This window comes from Paenibacillus tritici, from assembly GCF_013204885.1.
Classification (GTDB): domain Bacteria; phylum Bacillota; class Bacilli; order Paenibacillales; family Paenibacillaceae; genus Paenibacillus_AQ; species Paenibacillus_AQ tritici.
In genome coordinates this window covers 77,577-89,870 of sequence record NZ_JABMKX010000007.1, presented here as the reverse complement: position 1 = coordinate 89,870, position 12,294 = coordinate 77,577, and the positions used below count along the sequence as shown (strand labels likewise).

Below are 12,294 nucleotides of genomic sequence, written 5' to 3'. Positions count from 1 at the left end.
AACTCGCGAAGCAGGTAGGCTCTCCTTTGCTCATAATCTGCCGAGTACGCAGCTAATAAACTAAAACGAGCAGCATTCTCGCGTTACCGGAGAATTGCTGCTCGTTGTTTTTTACAGCTTTACTAAAAAGATCAATCCCATTCCTAGAAAATGGACCACCTTTTTTCATTAAAGCCCGAAAGCCTGTTGAACTTTGTTTTCAATTTCCATTTCATACATTCTTATTTGTTCATCATTTAATCTATTAGCAGTTAATATTTTTCCTAACTCTATCAGCCGTTGCGAATGAACGGAATGAGGGTCTGGTAATGGATAATTCTTTACATATTGAGTTAAATACCTTTTCCGACCTGCGTATAGCTTATTCTGAAATTCGATTTCATGGAATCTGGACATGAATTTTGAGTTTGCCACGGTCACAGCTAAGAATAATAAATCTACGTCTTCAGTATTTTTTAAAGACAACCAGTAACAGTTTCCGTCAACTAAATATCCTTTAGTATCAACTGCGAATTTCGGTTCAATACTAATATCTGGGAATACTACTTTTGGTGCTGACCATGCTTCAGGATTCTGCGGCACCCATATTTCATACCATTTTCTGTTTGCCTGTCTTACATAATCTCTACCCTCTAAACGTTCTCTGTGAGTTTCTAAATATGTTTTAGTTTTAGGATATTGTTCTAAATCAATAACTTGTCTTTTACCATCCCTAACTTCATGAGTATAGAGTATTTTTAAATCTTCTACTTCATTCGATAAATTCCACTTACTTGCAGTATCAGATGACACTAAAGGCTTTAGTACTTCATTTTCAGGTTTTGTAAAATCCTCTAAAGTATCCCAATCTTTCCTTATGAAAACACTATCAGCTGTAGTTTTAATTCCTACTTTTACATGGAACACATCATTAAATATATATTTGGCAAGAGACTTTACTGTTTCAGACCACATATTATCTTCTTGAGAAGCCATTACCCAAATTTCTTTAGAATCTTTAGGTATATTTAAAAATCCTACTGTAACCTCATATTTTTTTCTCTCAACCTCAAAAAAACCGGATTTTTTTTTAGATAGTAATTCATATATAGAATGACATTTCTCCGTCGTATTAATAGCAGCGGTATTTTCATATATACGTAAAAATTTCACCTTATGATTCTTTTTGGTGCTATATTTTGACTTTTTTCGTCCTATGAAAATTGCTGGTAATACAGCAGCTTCGAATAATTTTGTATCTCCTAAATCAATTACTTCAAGAATTTCATAATTTTCATCTAAAAACCCCCTGATGTCTTTTCCACCAGCAGTAGTTAAATAACGATTTGAAGTAATGACACAGATTAAGCCGTTTTCTTTTAAATGTTTCGTCATAGCTACTAAGAAAACATGATATAAATCAACCCTTCCTTTCAAGTTGAACTTACGTCCTAAATCCTGGGCTTTTTCTGCTCCTAATACCTGTGTACGGACATAAGGAGGGTTGGCAATAATCATATCAACTTTCTGTAAGCCATCCTCTTCCTCAGTTGAACACCAAAAATCCTCTCTCATTTTAATGCTTGAGAATAAATCAAACTCAGTATCATTATCAAACAGCTCTAAATAATCACTGTTGAAAAGATGAATATTGCTGTTATTTGAGGTGTTTAAATAATCACTTGCTTCATCAATAGCTACTTTATCTGTATCCATCCCAATTACTTGTAAATTTTCAGTGCCTATTTCATTACAAACTGCTTTAAGTAACTCACCGCCACCGCAGGATGGGTCTAATATAGATTTTTTTTCTCCATAAACGTCAAATTCAGCAAATTCATTTAGCTTTTCAGCCATATATTTCGATAAATCACCGGATGTATAGTGAGAACCAGTTTTTTTTCTTTCAGCTAAACTTTTTGTCATTTTGCACCTCGTCAACAAAGTTATCTTTCAGTTTACACTATTTCATACTTTCGCCGCTTATAAAAATTTTGATGCAAAGAAAGCAGAGAAAAACACAAAGATACTTATTGAGACCAAAAAGATACATATTATCATCTAAATGATACTTATAATCGGTCGAATTCTCAAGACATTCATCGGATAATTAACACATGAATGAAAAATATGGTTCTCTATCACACAAGAAGGAAGAACAACAATTTTTGAATGCCCTGGGTAAAAAAATTAAACAACTTCGACTTGGGAAAGACTGGTCACAAGAAAGGCTGGGATTCAAATCCAATTTAGACCGTACCTATATCGGCGGAATAGAAAGGGGAGAAAGGAATCTTACTGTTTTAAATCTCAAAAAAATCGCTGATGCATTAGGGGTATCTGTAAGTTTTATTTTATCAGAAAAATCAAATAAGGAGGAATGAGATATATGTTATCACCATTAGCACAAACAATTAAGGATAATATTCTATCAAGTGATTTGACGCTTTATGACGAAATCCCGGTTGGCGACCCCTCTTACTGGATTCCTTCCAGTGAATTAGAGGAATTATTAAGTGATCATTTAGTGGGGATTAACCTGGAGGGGCTTCCATTGCGAACGCGTTCCAAAATCGTTAAAACGGAAGTTTGTAAAGCATTAGGTTATATTCCGCCCAACTCATTCAAGAAAACACAGCCTCGTTTTTCAGGTCAGAAATTTGACGTTTATACACAGAAATCTAATAATCTACAAATATGGAATGAAGAAGTTTCTCCTTCTCGCCGCTATGTTCTGATAAGAATAAATGAAGATGATAGGATAACAAAAATTAAGGTTGTAACTGGAGATATACTCTCAGAATTAGATAGAACAGGGAAACTCACTCAGAAGTATCAGGCCAAGTTAATAGGGATTCCTGAGAATATTAAACTCTTTTCTGAAATAGATACGTTTGAAATGCAAAACATTATTTCTTCTTACAGTGGTTTTGACAAACATACGCTACCATCTGAATATCCAACTGTAGGCGAACTAATGCCCATAGGTGAAATTTATCAAAGATTGCAAGCATTAGTGGGTAGAAGGTTACATTATCTTGGTGCCCTTCAAGAAAGAAATCGTGGTGCCATTCTGCATAGCCTAGTATGTGAAGCACTAGGATATTCTAATTTTAAAGATGATGGGAAGTTTCCTGATGTAAAGCACCAGTTATTAGAAGTGAAGTTACAGACCTCATCTACAATTGATTTAGGATTGTTTTTACCAAGCAATGAGGAGATTTTGGATATTCCACAGATTAACGCCCAACCTGTACGCATGTGTGATGTGCGGTACGCTATTTTTTATGGGGAAGTGGAAGATAATGAAGTAGTAATTAAAAAATTTTATTTGATAACAGGGAATGAATTCTTTAAATACTTTACACAATTTGGTGGGAAGAAAATAAACAAAAAATTGCAAATTCCTCTACCAGCTAACTTTCTGTAGACTTTTCCTGGTCTGCCGTGATTTCCTATACGAAATGTCAGTTTTTTAAAATGTCCTACTTGCTAAATACAGCGAGTGGGTATTTTTTGATTCAACAATAAATTAAACGCGATCTGAGACGATAAAGAAAAAATTTACTTATAGGATTATAACAGAACTTCCTTTTTTACATTGACAAGTTGTCAATGTCACTATATATTCATACGATAATGATAATCATTATCGTATGAATATATACAACGTAATAAAAAATTCATATTTAGATAAGGAAGGGTACACACATGAACAGCACCAGAAAGTTCTCCCTGAAGACATTATTCATTCCCTTGGCACTGACTATAGCGCTAGTGGGCTGCTCCTCCAATCAGTCGAATTCAGCCGCTTCACCTTCTCCGGCCGCAACGGCTGCTGCAACAAGCGAAGCAACCAGCACTGAAGCGCCTGCTGCACAGGCTGAGGTTACCTATCCGATTACCATTAAGCACGCGCTGGGCGAAGCTGTAATTAAGAGCAAGCCGGAACGCGTTGTTACTGTGCAATGGGCCAACCATGATGTGGCCCTTGCCCTTGGTGTGGTACCCGTAGGCTTCTCGGCTGCGAACTTCGGCGTACAGGATGGCAGCGGGCTGCTGCCTTGGACAGCAGACAAGCTGAAGGAGTTGAATGTTACTGATCCGAATGTGTTCCAGGATACCGACGGTCTGGACTTCGAGGCTATCTCCGATGCCAATCCGGATGTTATTCTTGCCGCGTATTCCGGTCTAACGAAGGAAGATTACGATACACTTAGTCAGATTGCGCCGGTTGTAGCCTATCCAACGGCTGCCTGGGCGACGACATGGCGCGAGCAGGTGCTGCTGAACGCAGAAGGTATGGGCATGAAGGCAGAAGGCGAACAGCTCATCAAGGACACCGAGGCTATGGTCAACGACAAGTTGAGCAAATACCCGCAGATTAACGGCAAAAAGGTGGTATGGGTCAACTTCTCCGCTGAGGATTTGTCGAAACTGCATATTTATACTCCGGTAGACTCCCGTGTCGCATTCTTATATGAGCTGGGGATGGTATATCCTGAAAGCATTACCTCACAGATTACAGACCCTACAAGCTACTCGCTCAGCTTAAGCTCAGAGAATGTTGAAGCCCTGTATGATGCCGATCTGATAGTGGGGTACGGAAATGACGAATTGCTTAAAACGCTTCAGGCGGATTCCCTGCTCGGCACAATCCCTGCGGTTGAACGGGGATCGGTAGCCTTCATCGACAGCGATACCCCGCTGGTCGCTGCCGGAACACCCAACCCGCTGTCCATTGCGTATACGATTGATGATTACCTTGCATTAATCGGGGGAGCTATTGATAAAATAAAATGATTAGTTCATCGGTCTCGGACGACAACAAGTTAAAACTTCATATCCCGAAGAATTTCACTGTGGTGCTGATAAGCTGCCTGGTCCTGCTGATCTTGTGCGTCATCGCCTCACTGGTGCTGGGAGCCCGTCAGGTAAGCTGGAATGAGCTTATCGACGGGTTATTCCGTCCAGAGGTGGACAGCTATGGGGCTAGCGTGGTCCGCAAGCGGATCTCACGGACGGTATTCAGCCTGATGTGCGGCGGGGCGCTCGGAGTATCGGGAGCATTGATGCAGGCGGTTACCCGCAACCCGATTGCCGACCCGAGCATCCTGGGAGTGAATACAGGGGCATCCTTGTTCGTGGTATGCGGAATTGCCTTCCTGAACATCAGCTCTGCTGACCAGTACATATGGCTGGCGTTAGCCGGGGCTGCCATTACGGCGGTATTCGTATTCGGAATCGGCTCCATGGGGCGTGGCGGAGCCACGCCCATTAAGCTCGTTCTGGCAGGTGCTGCCATCAGCGCAGCCTTGTCCTCTCTGGTTACCGCCATTATGATTCCTCGTTCTTATGTCATGGACCAGTTCCGGTTCTGGCAGGTGGGCAGCGTGGGGGCGGGCAGCTGGAGCGGCATCACCACATTTATCCCGTTCCTGCTCGTCGGCATCCTGATTGCTTTCCTTTCGGCTCCGGCTCTGAATGCGCTGGCCCTGGGCGATGATGTAGCAACGGGCCTTGGGGTCCGCACAGGCACACTGCGGCTTATTGCAGCGCTGGCGGGTGTATTATTATGCGGCGCAGTTACAGCGCTGGCCGGGCCGATCGGCTTCATCGGCTTGTTGTCCACTCACGTCATCCGGCTGATCCTGGGACCGGACCTGCGGTTCGTGATCCCGATGTCAGCGATTACTGGAGCCATTATTCTGACCATCTCCGATGTAGGCGGCAGGTTGATCGGAAGTCCCGGAGAGCTTGAAGTTGGTGTGGTCACGGCATTTGTAGGGGCACCAATCCTAATTCTATTAGCCATGAAATCGAAAGTGCGATCCTTATGAGAAATCAATCAATTGAATTTATTATGGCTGGCAGACGTCAAAGACACCGCCGGGGCATACTGGTAACCAGCCTTCTTGCCGTACTGGCCTGTATGCTGTGCTGCGCGATGCTGCTGCTCGGGAATACCATCTATCCGGTTACTGATGTACTCCGTGCACTCTCCGGGGAAGAGCTCAAGGGTGTCTCCTTCGCTGTGAATATTATCCGGCTGCCACGGATGCTGGCGGGTCTTTTTGCCGGATTTGCCTTTGGCATTGCCGGGTATACCTTCCAGACGATGCTGCGCAACCCGCTGGCGAACCCGAATGTTATTGGCATTACTTCCGGCTCCAGTGCGGCGGCGGTATACTGCATCGTTATCCTTCATGCCAGCGGAGCCGTAGTCTCCATTGCATCCGTAATTGCGGGTCTTGCCACCGTGCTGCTGATTTATGCCCTCTCCAGGGGACGGACCTTCTCCATCGGGCGGTTAATTCTGATCGGGATAGGCCTGCAGGCTATGCTGGATGCGGTCATCTCCTACCTGCTGCTGATCGGCTCCGAGAAGGACATTCCTTCAGCGATCCGCTGGCTTACCGGCAGTCTCAACGGTTCACAGATGCGTGAGCTTCCGCCGCTCGTGATCATCGTACTCATCTGCTCGCCGATTATTATGCTGCTGGGCAAGCATCTGAGTATCCTGGAGCTGGGGGAGCAATCGGCTACCTCGCTTGGAGTAAGTACCGACAAGACCAGAATTGCACTGATTGTCAGCTCCGTCTGCATGGTTGCGATAGCTACGGCCACTACAGGACCAATTGCGTTTGTCTCCTTCCTGTCGGGACCGATTGCCAAAAGACTGGTGGGTACAGGCGCCTCCAGCATCATCCCGGCAGGCCTAGTCGGGGTGAATCTGGTCCTGGCGTCGGATCTGATTGGACAATTTGCTTTTGAGTACAGATTCCCTGTAGGCATCATTACCGGATTACTCGGAGCGCCTTATCTGATCTTCCTGTTAATCCGTATGAATCGAAAGGGAGAATTATAATGAAACCGACACATGTGTTTGGTGCTGAGCAGGTCGTAGCAGGCTATGAGAATAAGACGGTTATCCACGGTGTAGATCTTGTAATCCCGGACCGCCAGATCAGCGTAATTATCGGCTCCAACGGCTGCGGGAAATCTACCCTGCTCAAAACCATGGCCAGACTGATCAAGCATACCGCAGGCCGGGTCACGCTTGACGGCAAGCCCATCTCCGCCATTCCGGCCAAAGCCTTAGCCCGGGTCATCGGGCTGCTTCCGCAATCTCCCATTGTGCCCGAGGGAATTTCGGTAGCCGATCTGGTGGGACGCGGCAGGTTCCCGCATCAGTCTCTGCTTGGCGGCTGGTCCAGGAAGGACTACGAAGCGGTTGCCGAAGCGATGGAGATTATGAATATCACCGAATTCGCCAACCGTAATATTGATGAGCTCTCAGGCGGCCAGCAGCAGCGTGTCTGGATTGCCATGGCCCTGGCGCAGCAGACCGACATCCTGTTTCTCGATGAGCCGACAACCTTTCTGGACATCACATATCAGGTTGAGATTCTGGATCTGCTCACCGATCTGAACCGCAAGCACGGGACCACCATTGTAATGGTGCTGCATGATATCAACTTGTCCGCGCGGTATGCCGATCATATCTTTGCGCTTCACACGGGCAAGCTTGTTGCTGAGGGGACCCCGGCAGAGGTCATTACAAGTACGCGGGTCAAAGAAATCTTCGGTCTGGATTGCACGGTCATTCCTGACCCTGTCTCGGGTTCTCCGCTGGTTGTGCCCAGAGGACGGTATCATGATAAGATGGCGAATGCTCCACAGTAAAGGCTTCATACCAGGCTGTCCGACCGGTCATACCGGAGGGCAGCTTTTTGGTGTGCACAATTAAGTATAAAAACTGCTTCCCTTATATTGGGGGGTGTTGTAAAGGCTTCACAGTCTGAGTACAGTAACGCTCATTGAGCGATCTATTGTAGCACCCGGACAGGCACTATGCCAGATAAGTGTGTAAAGGGTGCAGAAAGTAACGCCGGACAAGCTCCAGTAATAAGAATCGGAAGCAGTTGGATTTCCTCCACTTACTGCTGAAAGAATGGCCGATGTTAAATCAGGAGTTGGATAAAAGGCACTTAAATCCTTCCATTCCCTCGATTGTAGCTAAAACTAACTCAATTAGATGCTTTTTTCCACTTACTTCCACTGATAGCTCGGAAACGGAGAAATTAAGAGGCGTTTTTCCACTTGCTTCTATACAACAAGACAACATAGCCCACTCACTCAGCATTATCTTCATATCTCCCACGACATTATCCATCCCCATGAACACTTAAGGTATTACGCAGATGCTTAACATCGTTCATGGGAGAACGCCCGAACATGCGGGCATACTCCCGGCTGAACTGGGAAGGACTCTCGTAGCCCACGCGAAAGCCTGCGTCAGCGGCTTCTAATCCCTCTGACAGCAGCAAGCGGCGTGCGTGCTGCAGCCGGATGGCCTTCTGATACTGCAGGGGGCTGATCGCTGTGACCTTTTTGAAATGCTTATGCAGGGAAGAAGGGCTCATATGGGCTTCCTTGGCCAACTCTTCAATCACAAGGGGCTTGGAGTAATCGCGGTTAATCCGCTGGATCACGTTGGAGATGTTATAAGAATAGCTGCCGGCAATGGAGAACCGGCTGAGGAATGCCCCCTGATCACCTTTCATCACACGGTACAGAATCTCGCGGATGATCATCGGCGCGAGGAACTCAATATCCTCAGGGGTATCCAGAAGACGGACCAGGCGGACCAGCCCCTCCAGCAGAGGCGTATCGGATTGGCCTAGCAGTATACCGCGTTCCGTCTTTGTATCGCGCTGCATACTGCTCCTGTGCATGATGTCCAGGATGACCTCCGGACGGATAGACAGCTGCAGGCTCAGATAAGGAAGCTCCGGCGAAGCTTCCGTAATCATCCCGACCACAGGCAGATGCACCGGGCTGACGATGTAGCTGGCCGGACTGCATAGGTAAGTATCTCCCGCCAGCGTGGCTGTCTTGGAGCCTTGTACGATCACGTATAACGAAGGCGTATTGACAGAATGTCTCGGCTCGGACACCTGGCTTGCATGTCTGAAGCATAACTCCGGTACTGATGAAGCATGTGTTCCTTCTGAAGGTGCATGACGCTGAATTAGCAGAATCAGTTCTTGTAAGTGGACAGAGAGAGTAGAGAGGGAAGAGATGCCGTTCATGCTTCATTGCTCCTTTCCGCCAAAGTCTAATGGCTAATTATATCCCCGCCGAAGAGGATTAGGCAAGAATCGGAGGCGATCTGTCTACCTGATGAGACCGCTGTTTACGTACAATGGACAGGTAAGACCATTAGACTCTAGAGAGAAGGATACAGTATGAGCATTGAGGATAAAGTTGTTGTCATTACGGGTGCGAGCAGCGGGATTGGGGAGGCGGCAGCGCTGCTCCTTGCGGAGCGCGGGGCCAAGGTAGTGCTTGGAGCGCGCGGAGTTGAGCGTCTGGCGACGCTGGCGGCACGCATTGTGAACAATGGCGGTGAAGCCGTTTATGCAAGCACAGACGTAAGACAGCGGGAAGATCTAAGCAGGCTTGTTGCACTGGCCTGTGAACGGTACGGGAAGATAGATGTGCTACTCAGCAATGCCGGAGTGATGCCGATCTCCCCGCTTGACGATCTGCGCGTCGAGGATTGGGAGGACATGATTGACGTTAACCTTAAAGGGGTTCTGTATGGGATTGCCGCAGCACTGCCAATCTTCCGGGAGCAGGGCTTCGGACATTTCGTGAACACTGCCTCTACAGCGGGACACAAGACTGTTCCTAACCAGTCGGTCTACTCGGGAACAAAATTCGCCGTGCGTGCCATCTCGGAGGGGCTGCGCCAGGAGGCGGGCGACAAGCTGCGCGTCACCATCATCTCACCCGGTATCGTCAAGACCGGCTTCACCGAGGGTGTGACAGACACGGCAATAAGAGATCAGCTTGCCGCCGTCCGCGACAGGCTGGCAATGGCACCGGATGCAGTAGCGCGGGCCATTGCCTACGCGATTGAACAGCCGGATGACATTGATGTGAACGAGATCGTGATCCGTCCTACTGCGCAAGTGTAACCTGTATAGCCGGGCTGGCTGGAGCCTTCGAGCAGATGACGGCTCCAGCCAGCGCCGGTTATAATGCGTTCCCGATCAACTCGTTCATCGCTTCTCCCAGCTCAGCTCTACCGTCATCCTCCAGCCACTCCTGCGGAACGAGCAGATAATGGCCGGAGCTGCTCTTAAGATAGCTGTAGATGATCTGAGCCTCGTCGATCTTGTGGCGGCTCATCTCTTCCGTAGCCGCGACCAGGCTGCTGCTGCGGAAATATTCCCGTGCGGCCGTTGTGATCATTCCGGTTAGCTGTCCGCTGCTCAGGTCTTCCGCGGCCAGAAGGGTGCGGTAGAGAATTACGCTGCCCTTGATGAGGATCAGCTTGCAGGACTGCCCGTCCACCGGCTCCAGCACGACAATATTCTTGTTCTCCCCGGTGAATCCGATCACCTTCTCCTTGTGCAGCAGCGAGTGAACGGCCCCCAGGTAATCCCGGTATTTGGCGGCCGTCTCATAGTCAAACCGCAGCGCCGCTTCCTCCATCCGGGCCTCCAGTCCGCTGACAATCGAGCTGCTGTTCCCGTTCAATAAGCGGATGATTTGCTCCATGACCGCTTCATACTGCTTCACCGCCTCACCGCCCCCGCACATCCCTATACATAAGCCCAGCGAATGGTTGAGACAGCGGGTAGTCCGGGAATGGGGACTGCTGCAGAGGATTCGCTGCGATTCCTTAATGCCCTGCACCGCTCTCTCGACAGTACTCCGGCTGGTATAAGGTCCATAGGAGAGGCTGCCCGCCTGCGGGCTTGGCTCATAGCCGATCTCAATCTGCCGGTACGGCCCGTTATCCACGATGGAGATGTAGCTGTAGGCAAGCGGGTTTTTCATCTTGCGGTTATACATCGGCTTGAGCTCTTTGATGAGCTGGCATTCCAGCATGAAGGCTTCGAATTCCGTATCGGTCAGCCTATAGTCGAGATCGCGGATATGCTTGACGAGCTGCTTCACCTTAGGCGAATGTCCTTTATTATTATAAAAATAAGACTGGACCCGCTTCCTGAGATGCTTCGCTTTGCCGACATAGATGATATGGCCCAGGCTGTCCTTCATAAGGTACACGCCCGGCGTTAAAGGGAGGTTTGCGATCTTGTCTGTCAGAGTTGCGGGCATGGCTGCCGCCTCCGTTCTTCGTATTTCTTCAGTATCTTCAAGTATAAACCATGCCGTCGTCACCGGCGACAGGAAAAGCTAATACATAAGGCCCGGCAGGAACGGTGTGACATAATCCACAATGTCTTCCGGCGTAACCCACTATCATTAATGATGTGAATGACAGGCGGGGAAGAATGCGATCAAGTAAGCTGGGGGGCTGCTGATGAAATATTCTATCGGTGAATTTGCGTCCATTCTGGGAGTGACGGCGGATACACTGCGTTTATACGAGAAGCATGATATTGTCCGGCCGATGAAGGACAATCATAATAATTACCGTTATTTTAATGACCTGGACGCGCGGAATTTATTGTCGAGCAGGTGGTACAGGAGCATGCAGATTCCGCTTCAGGCGGTGGCCGGATTGATCAGAGATGCGCCGTCCGGGCAAGTGGTAGAGTCCATAGCCGCTGCCGGTATGCAGCTGGAAGAGGAGATCCGGCGCAGCACGCTGCTGCTCAGCAAGATTCAGGAGATTCATGCCGAGCTTGGGGGGATTGGTGAATCTTTTTATACCTGTACCATCAGGCAAGTGCCGGGGATGTACCGGATTCAACAGACGAACAAGAATCATCTGCTCCAGAAGGAGGGGCTCAAAAAGACCGTGCAGTCCTGGATGGAGCTGCTGCCGTTCACCTTCTACTCCTTCCGGATTGAGAATACCGAAGGTATCAATGGAACGGATGAGCTGGATTATAGCTGGGGGCTTGCGCTGCTTGCGGAGGATCAGCAGAAGCTGGAGGTCTGCCTGGATGAGAGCACCGAATACCTGGAGCCGGCTGTCTGCATCTCTGCAGTGATTGTCAGCGAATATGAGGAATACCTCGAACGGGAGTCCTTCGGCTTCATGCTGGATTATGCGAAGGCGCAGAATTGCCGGATCAGCGGGGATATCAACGGTAAAATCCTGTTCACAGAGCGCACGAACAACGGCAGCAAGACGTATCTGGAGATCAATATACCTATCGAGCGGATATAGCGGAGCACGAAGTCTGTGATACTTTGAGAAAAATTTCACGTAACGTTCATTGACCTTGGTACAGTACCAAGGTTTACACTTTGTGGGCTAGCCAGCGGCCCTTACAGAGACAGACACAGGGCTGTATTAACCACACAGGGGGAGAAAGAATGCATAAG

The 12,294-nt window shown here is 47.9% G+C and carries 11 protein-coding genes; 8 read left to right on the top strand and 3 right to left on the bottom strand.

All coding sequences use genetic code 11. The features are described from left to right. Positions 1-168: 168 nt before the first annotated feature. Entirely contained in the window at positions 169-1,905 is a 1,737-nt protein-coding gene (locus tag HQN87_RS13790; protein ID WP_173133959.1) for an Eco57I restriction-modification methylase domain-containing protein, read from the bottom strand. Between the two features lie 191 nt (positions 1,906-2,096). Here HQN87_RS13790 and HQN87_RS13785 point away from each other — a divergent pair, with 191 nt between their 5' ends. From HQN87_RS13785 to HQN87_RS13760, 6 genes are all read left to right on the top strand, one after another. Beyond that, the gene (locus HQN87_RS13785) at positions 2,097-2,363 is read left to right on the top strand and encodes a helix-turn-helix domain-containing protein (RefSeq protein ID WP_173133956.1); all 267 of its coding nucleotides are present in this window, start codon (positions 2,097-2,099) and stop codon (positions 2,361-2,363) included. A 5-nt stretch (positions 2,364-2,368) separates the two neighbouring features. After that, the gene (locus tag HQN87_RS13780) at positions 2,369-3,409 is read left to right on the top strand and encodes a restriction endonuclease (protein WP_173133952.1); all 1,041 of its coding nucleotides are present in this window, start codon (positions 2,369-2,371) and stop codon (positions 3,407-3,409) included. A gap of 281 nt (positions 3,410-3,690) precedes the next feature. Then, positions 3,691-4,782, top strand: a complete 1,092-nt coding sequence (locus HQN87_RS13775; RefSeq protein WP_173133949.1) for an iron-siderophore ABC transporter substrate-binding protein — start codon at positions 3,691-3,693, stop codon at positions 4,780-4,782. Beyond that, entirely contained in the window at positions 4,779-5,819 is a 1,041-nt protein-coding gene (locus tag HQN87_RS13770) for a FecCD family ABC transporter permease (RefSeq protein ID WP_173133946.1), read from the top strand. Before HQN87_RS13775 ends, HQN87_RS13770 begins: the two co-directional genes overlap by 4 nt. Further along, complete coding sequence (locus HQN87_RS13765; protein WP_173133944.1) at positions 5,816-6,847, top strand: FecCD family ABC transporter permease; 1,032 nt, start codon at positions 5,816-5,818, stop codon at positions 6,845-6,847. The genes HQN87_RS13770 and HQN87_RS13765 overlap by 4 nt, the downstream gene beginning before the upstream one ends. Then, on the top strand, positions 6,847-7,665 hold the full coding sequence (locus HQN87_RS13760) for an ABC transporter ATP-binding protein (RefSeq protein WP_173133941.1): 819 nt from the start codon (positions 6,847-6,849) through the stop codon (positions 7,663-7,665). The genes HQN87_RS13765 and HQN87_RS13760 overlap by 1 nt, the downstream gene beginning before the upstream one ends. Positions 7,666-8,147: 482 nt before the next feature. Here the strand turns inward: HQN87_RS13760 and HQN87_RS13755 are convergent, their stop codons facing one another. Beyond that, on the bottom strand, positions 8,148-9,074 hold the full coding sequence (locus tag HQN87_RS13755; RefSeq protein ID WP_173133938.1) for an AraC family transcriptional regulator: 927 nt from the start codon (positions 9,072-9,074) through the stop codon (positions 8,148-8,150). Positions 9,075-9,230: 156 nt separating this feature from the next. Here HQN87_RS13755 and HQN87_RS13750 point away from each other — a divergent pair, with 156 nt between their 5' ends. Beyond that, positions 9,231-9,965, top strand: a complete 735-nt coding sequence (locus HQN87_RS13750) for an SDR family oxidoreductase (RefSeq protein ID WP_173133935.1) — start codon at positions 9,231-9,233, stop codon at positions 9,963-9,965. Positions 9,966-10,023: 58 nt separating this feature from the next. Here the strand turns inward: HQN87_RS13750 and HQN87_RS13745 are convergent, their stop codons facing one another. Continuing rightward, positions 10,024-11,115: a GIY-YIG nuclease family protein gene (locus tag HQN87_RS13745; RefSeq protein ID WP_173133932.1), complete on the bottom strand. Its 1,092-nt coding sequence runs from the start codon at positions 11,113-11,115 to the stop codon at positions 10,024-10,026. A gap of 205 nt (positions 11,116-11,320) precedes the next feature. On the opposite strand from HQN87_RS13745, the gene HQN87_RS13740 reads away from it, so the two are divergent. After that, entirely contained in the window at positions 11,321-12,136 is an 816-nt protein-coding gene (locus HQN87_RS13740) for a MerR family transcriptional regulator (RefSeq protein WP_173133929.1), read from the top strand. The last annotated feature ends 158 nt before the right edge of the window (positions 12,137-12,294 follow it).

What these genes read in the sequence shown, in the direction of transcription:
- HQN87_RS13770 (WP_173133946.1), top strand. Translation starts at nt 4,779, where the DNA reads ATGATTAGTTCATCGGTCTCGGACGACAACAAGTTAAAACTTCATATC.
- HQN87_RS13790 (WP_173133959.1), bottom strand. Translation starts at nt 1,905, where the DNA reads ATGACAAAAAGTTTAGCTGAAAGAAAAAAAACTGGTTCTCACTATACA.
- HQN87_RS13765 (WP_173133944.1), top strand. Translation starts at nt 5,816, where the DNA reads ATGAGAAATCAATCAATTGAATTTATTATGGCTGGCAGACGTCAAAGA.
- HQN87_RS13785 (WP_173133956.1), top strand. Translation starts at nt 2,097, where the DNA reads ATGAATGAAAAATATGGTTCTCTATCACACAAGAAGGAAGAACAACAA.
- HQN87_RS13760 (WP_173133941.1), top strand. Translation starts at nt 6,847, where the DNA reads ATGAAACCGACACATGTGTTTGGTGCTGAGCAGGTCGTAGCAGGCTAT.
- HQN87_RS13740 (WP_173133929.1), top strand. Translation starts at nt 11,321, where the DNA reads ATGAAATATTCTATCGGTGAATTTGCGTCCATTCTGGGAGTGACGGCG.
- HQN87_RS13750 (WP_173133935.1), top strand. Translation starts at nt 9,231, where the DNA reads ATGAGCATTGAGGATAAAGTTGTTGTCATTACGGGTGCGAGCAGCGGG.
- HQN87_RS13755 (WP_173133938.1), bottom strand. Translation starts at nt 9,074, where the DNA reads ATGAACGGCATCTCTTCCCTCTCTACTCTCTCTGTCCACTTACAAGAA.
- HQN87_RS13775 (WP_173133949.1), top strand. Translation starts at nt 3,691, where the DNA reads ATGAACAGCACCAGAAAGTTCTCCCTGAAGACATTATTCATTCCCTTG.
- HQN87_RS13780 (WP_173133952.1), top strand. Translation starts at nt 2,369, where the DNA reads ATGTTATCACCATTAGCACAAACAATTAAGGATAATATTCTATCAAGT.
- HQN87_RS13745 (WP_173133932.1), bottom strand. Translation starts at nt 11,115, where the DNA reads ATGCCCGCAACTCTGACAGACAAGATCGCAAACCTCCCTTTAACGCCG.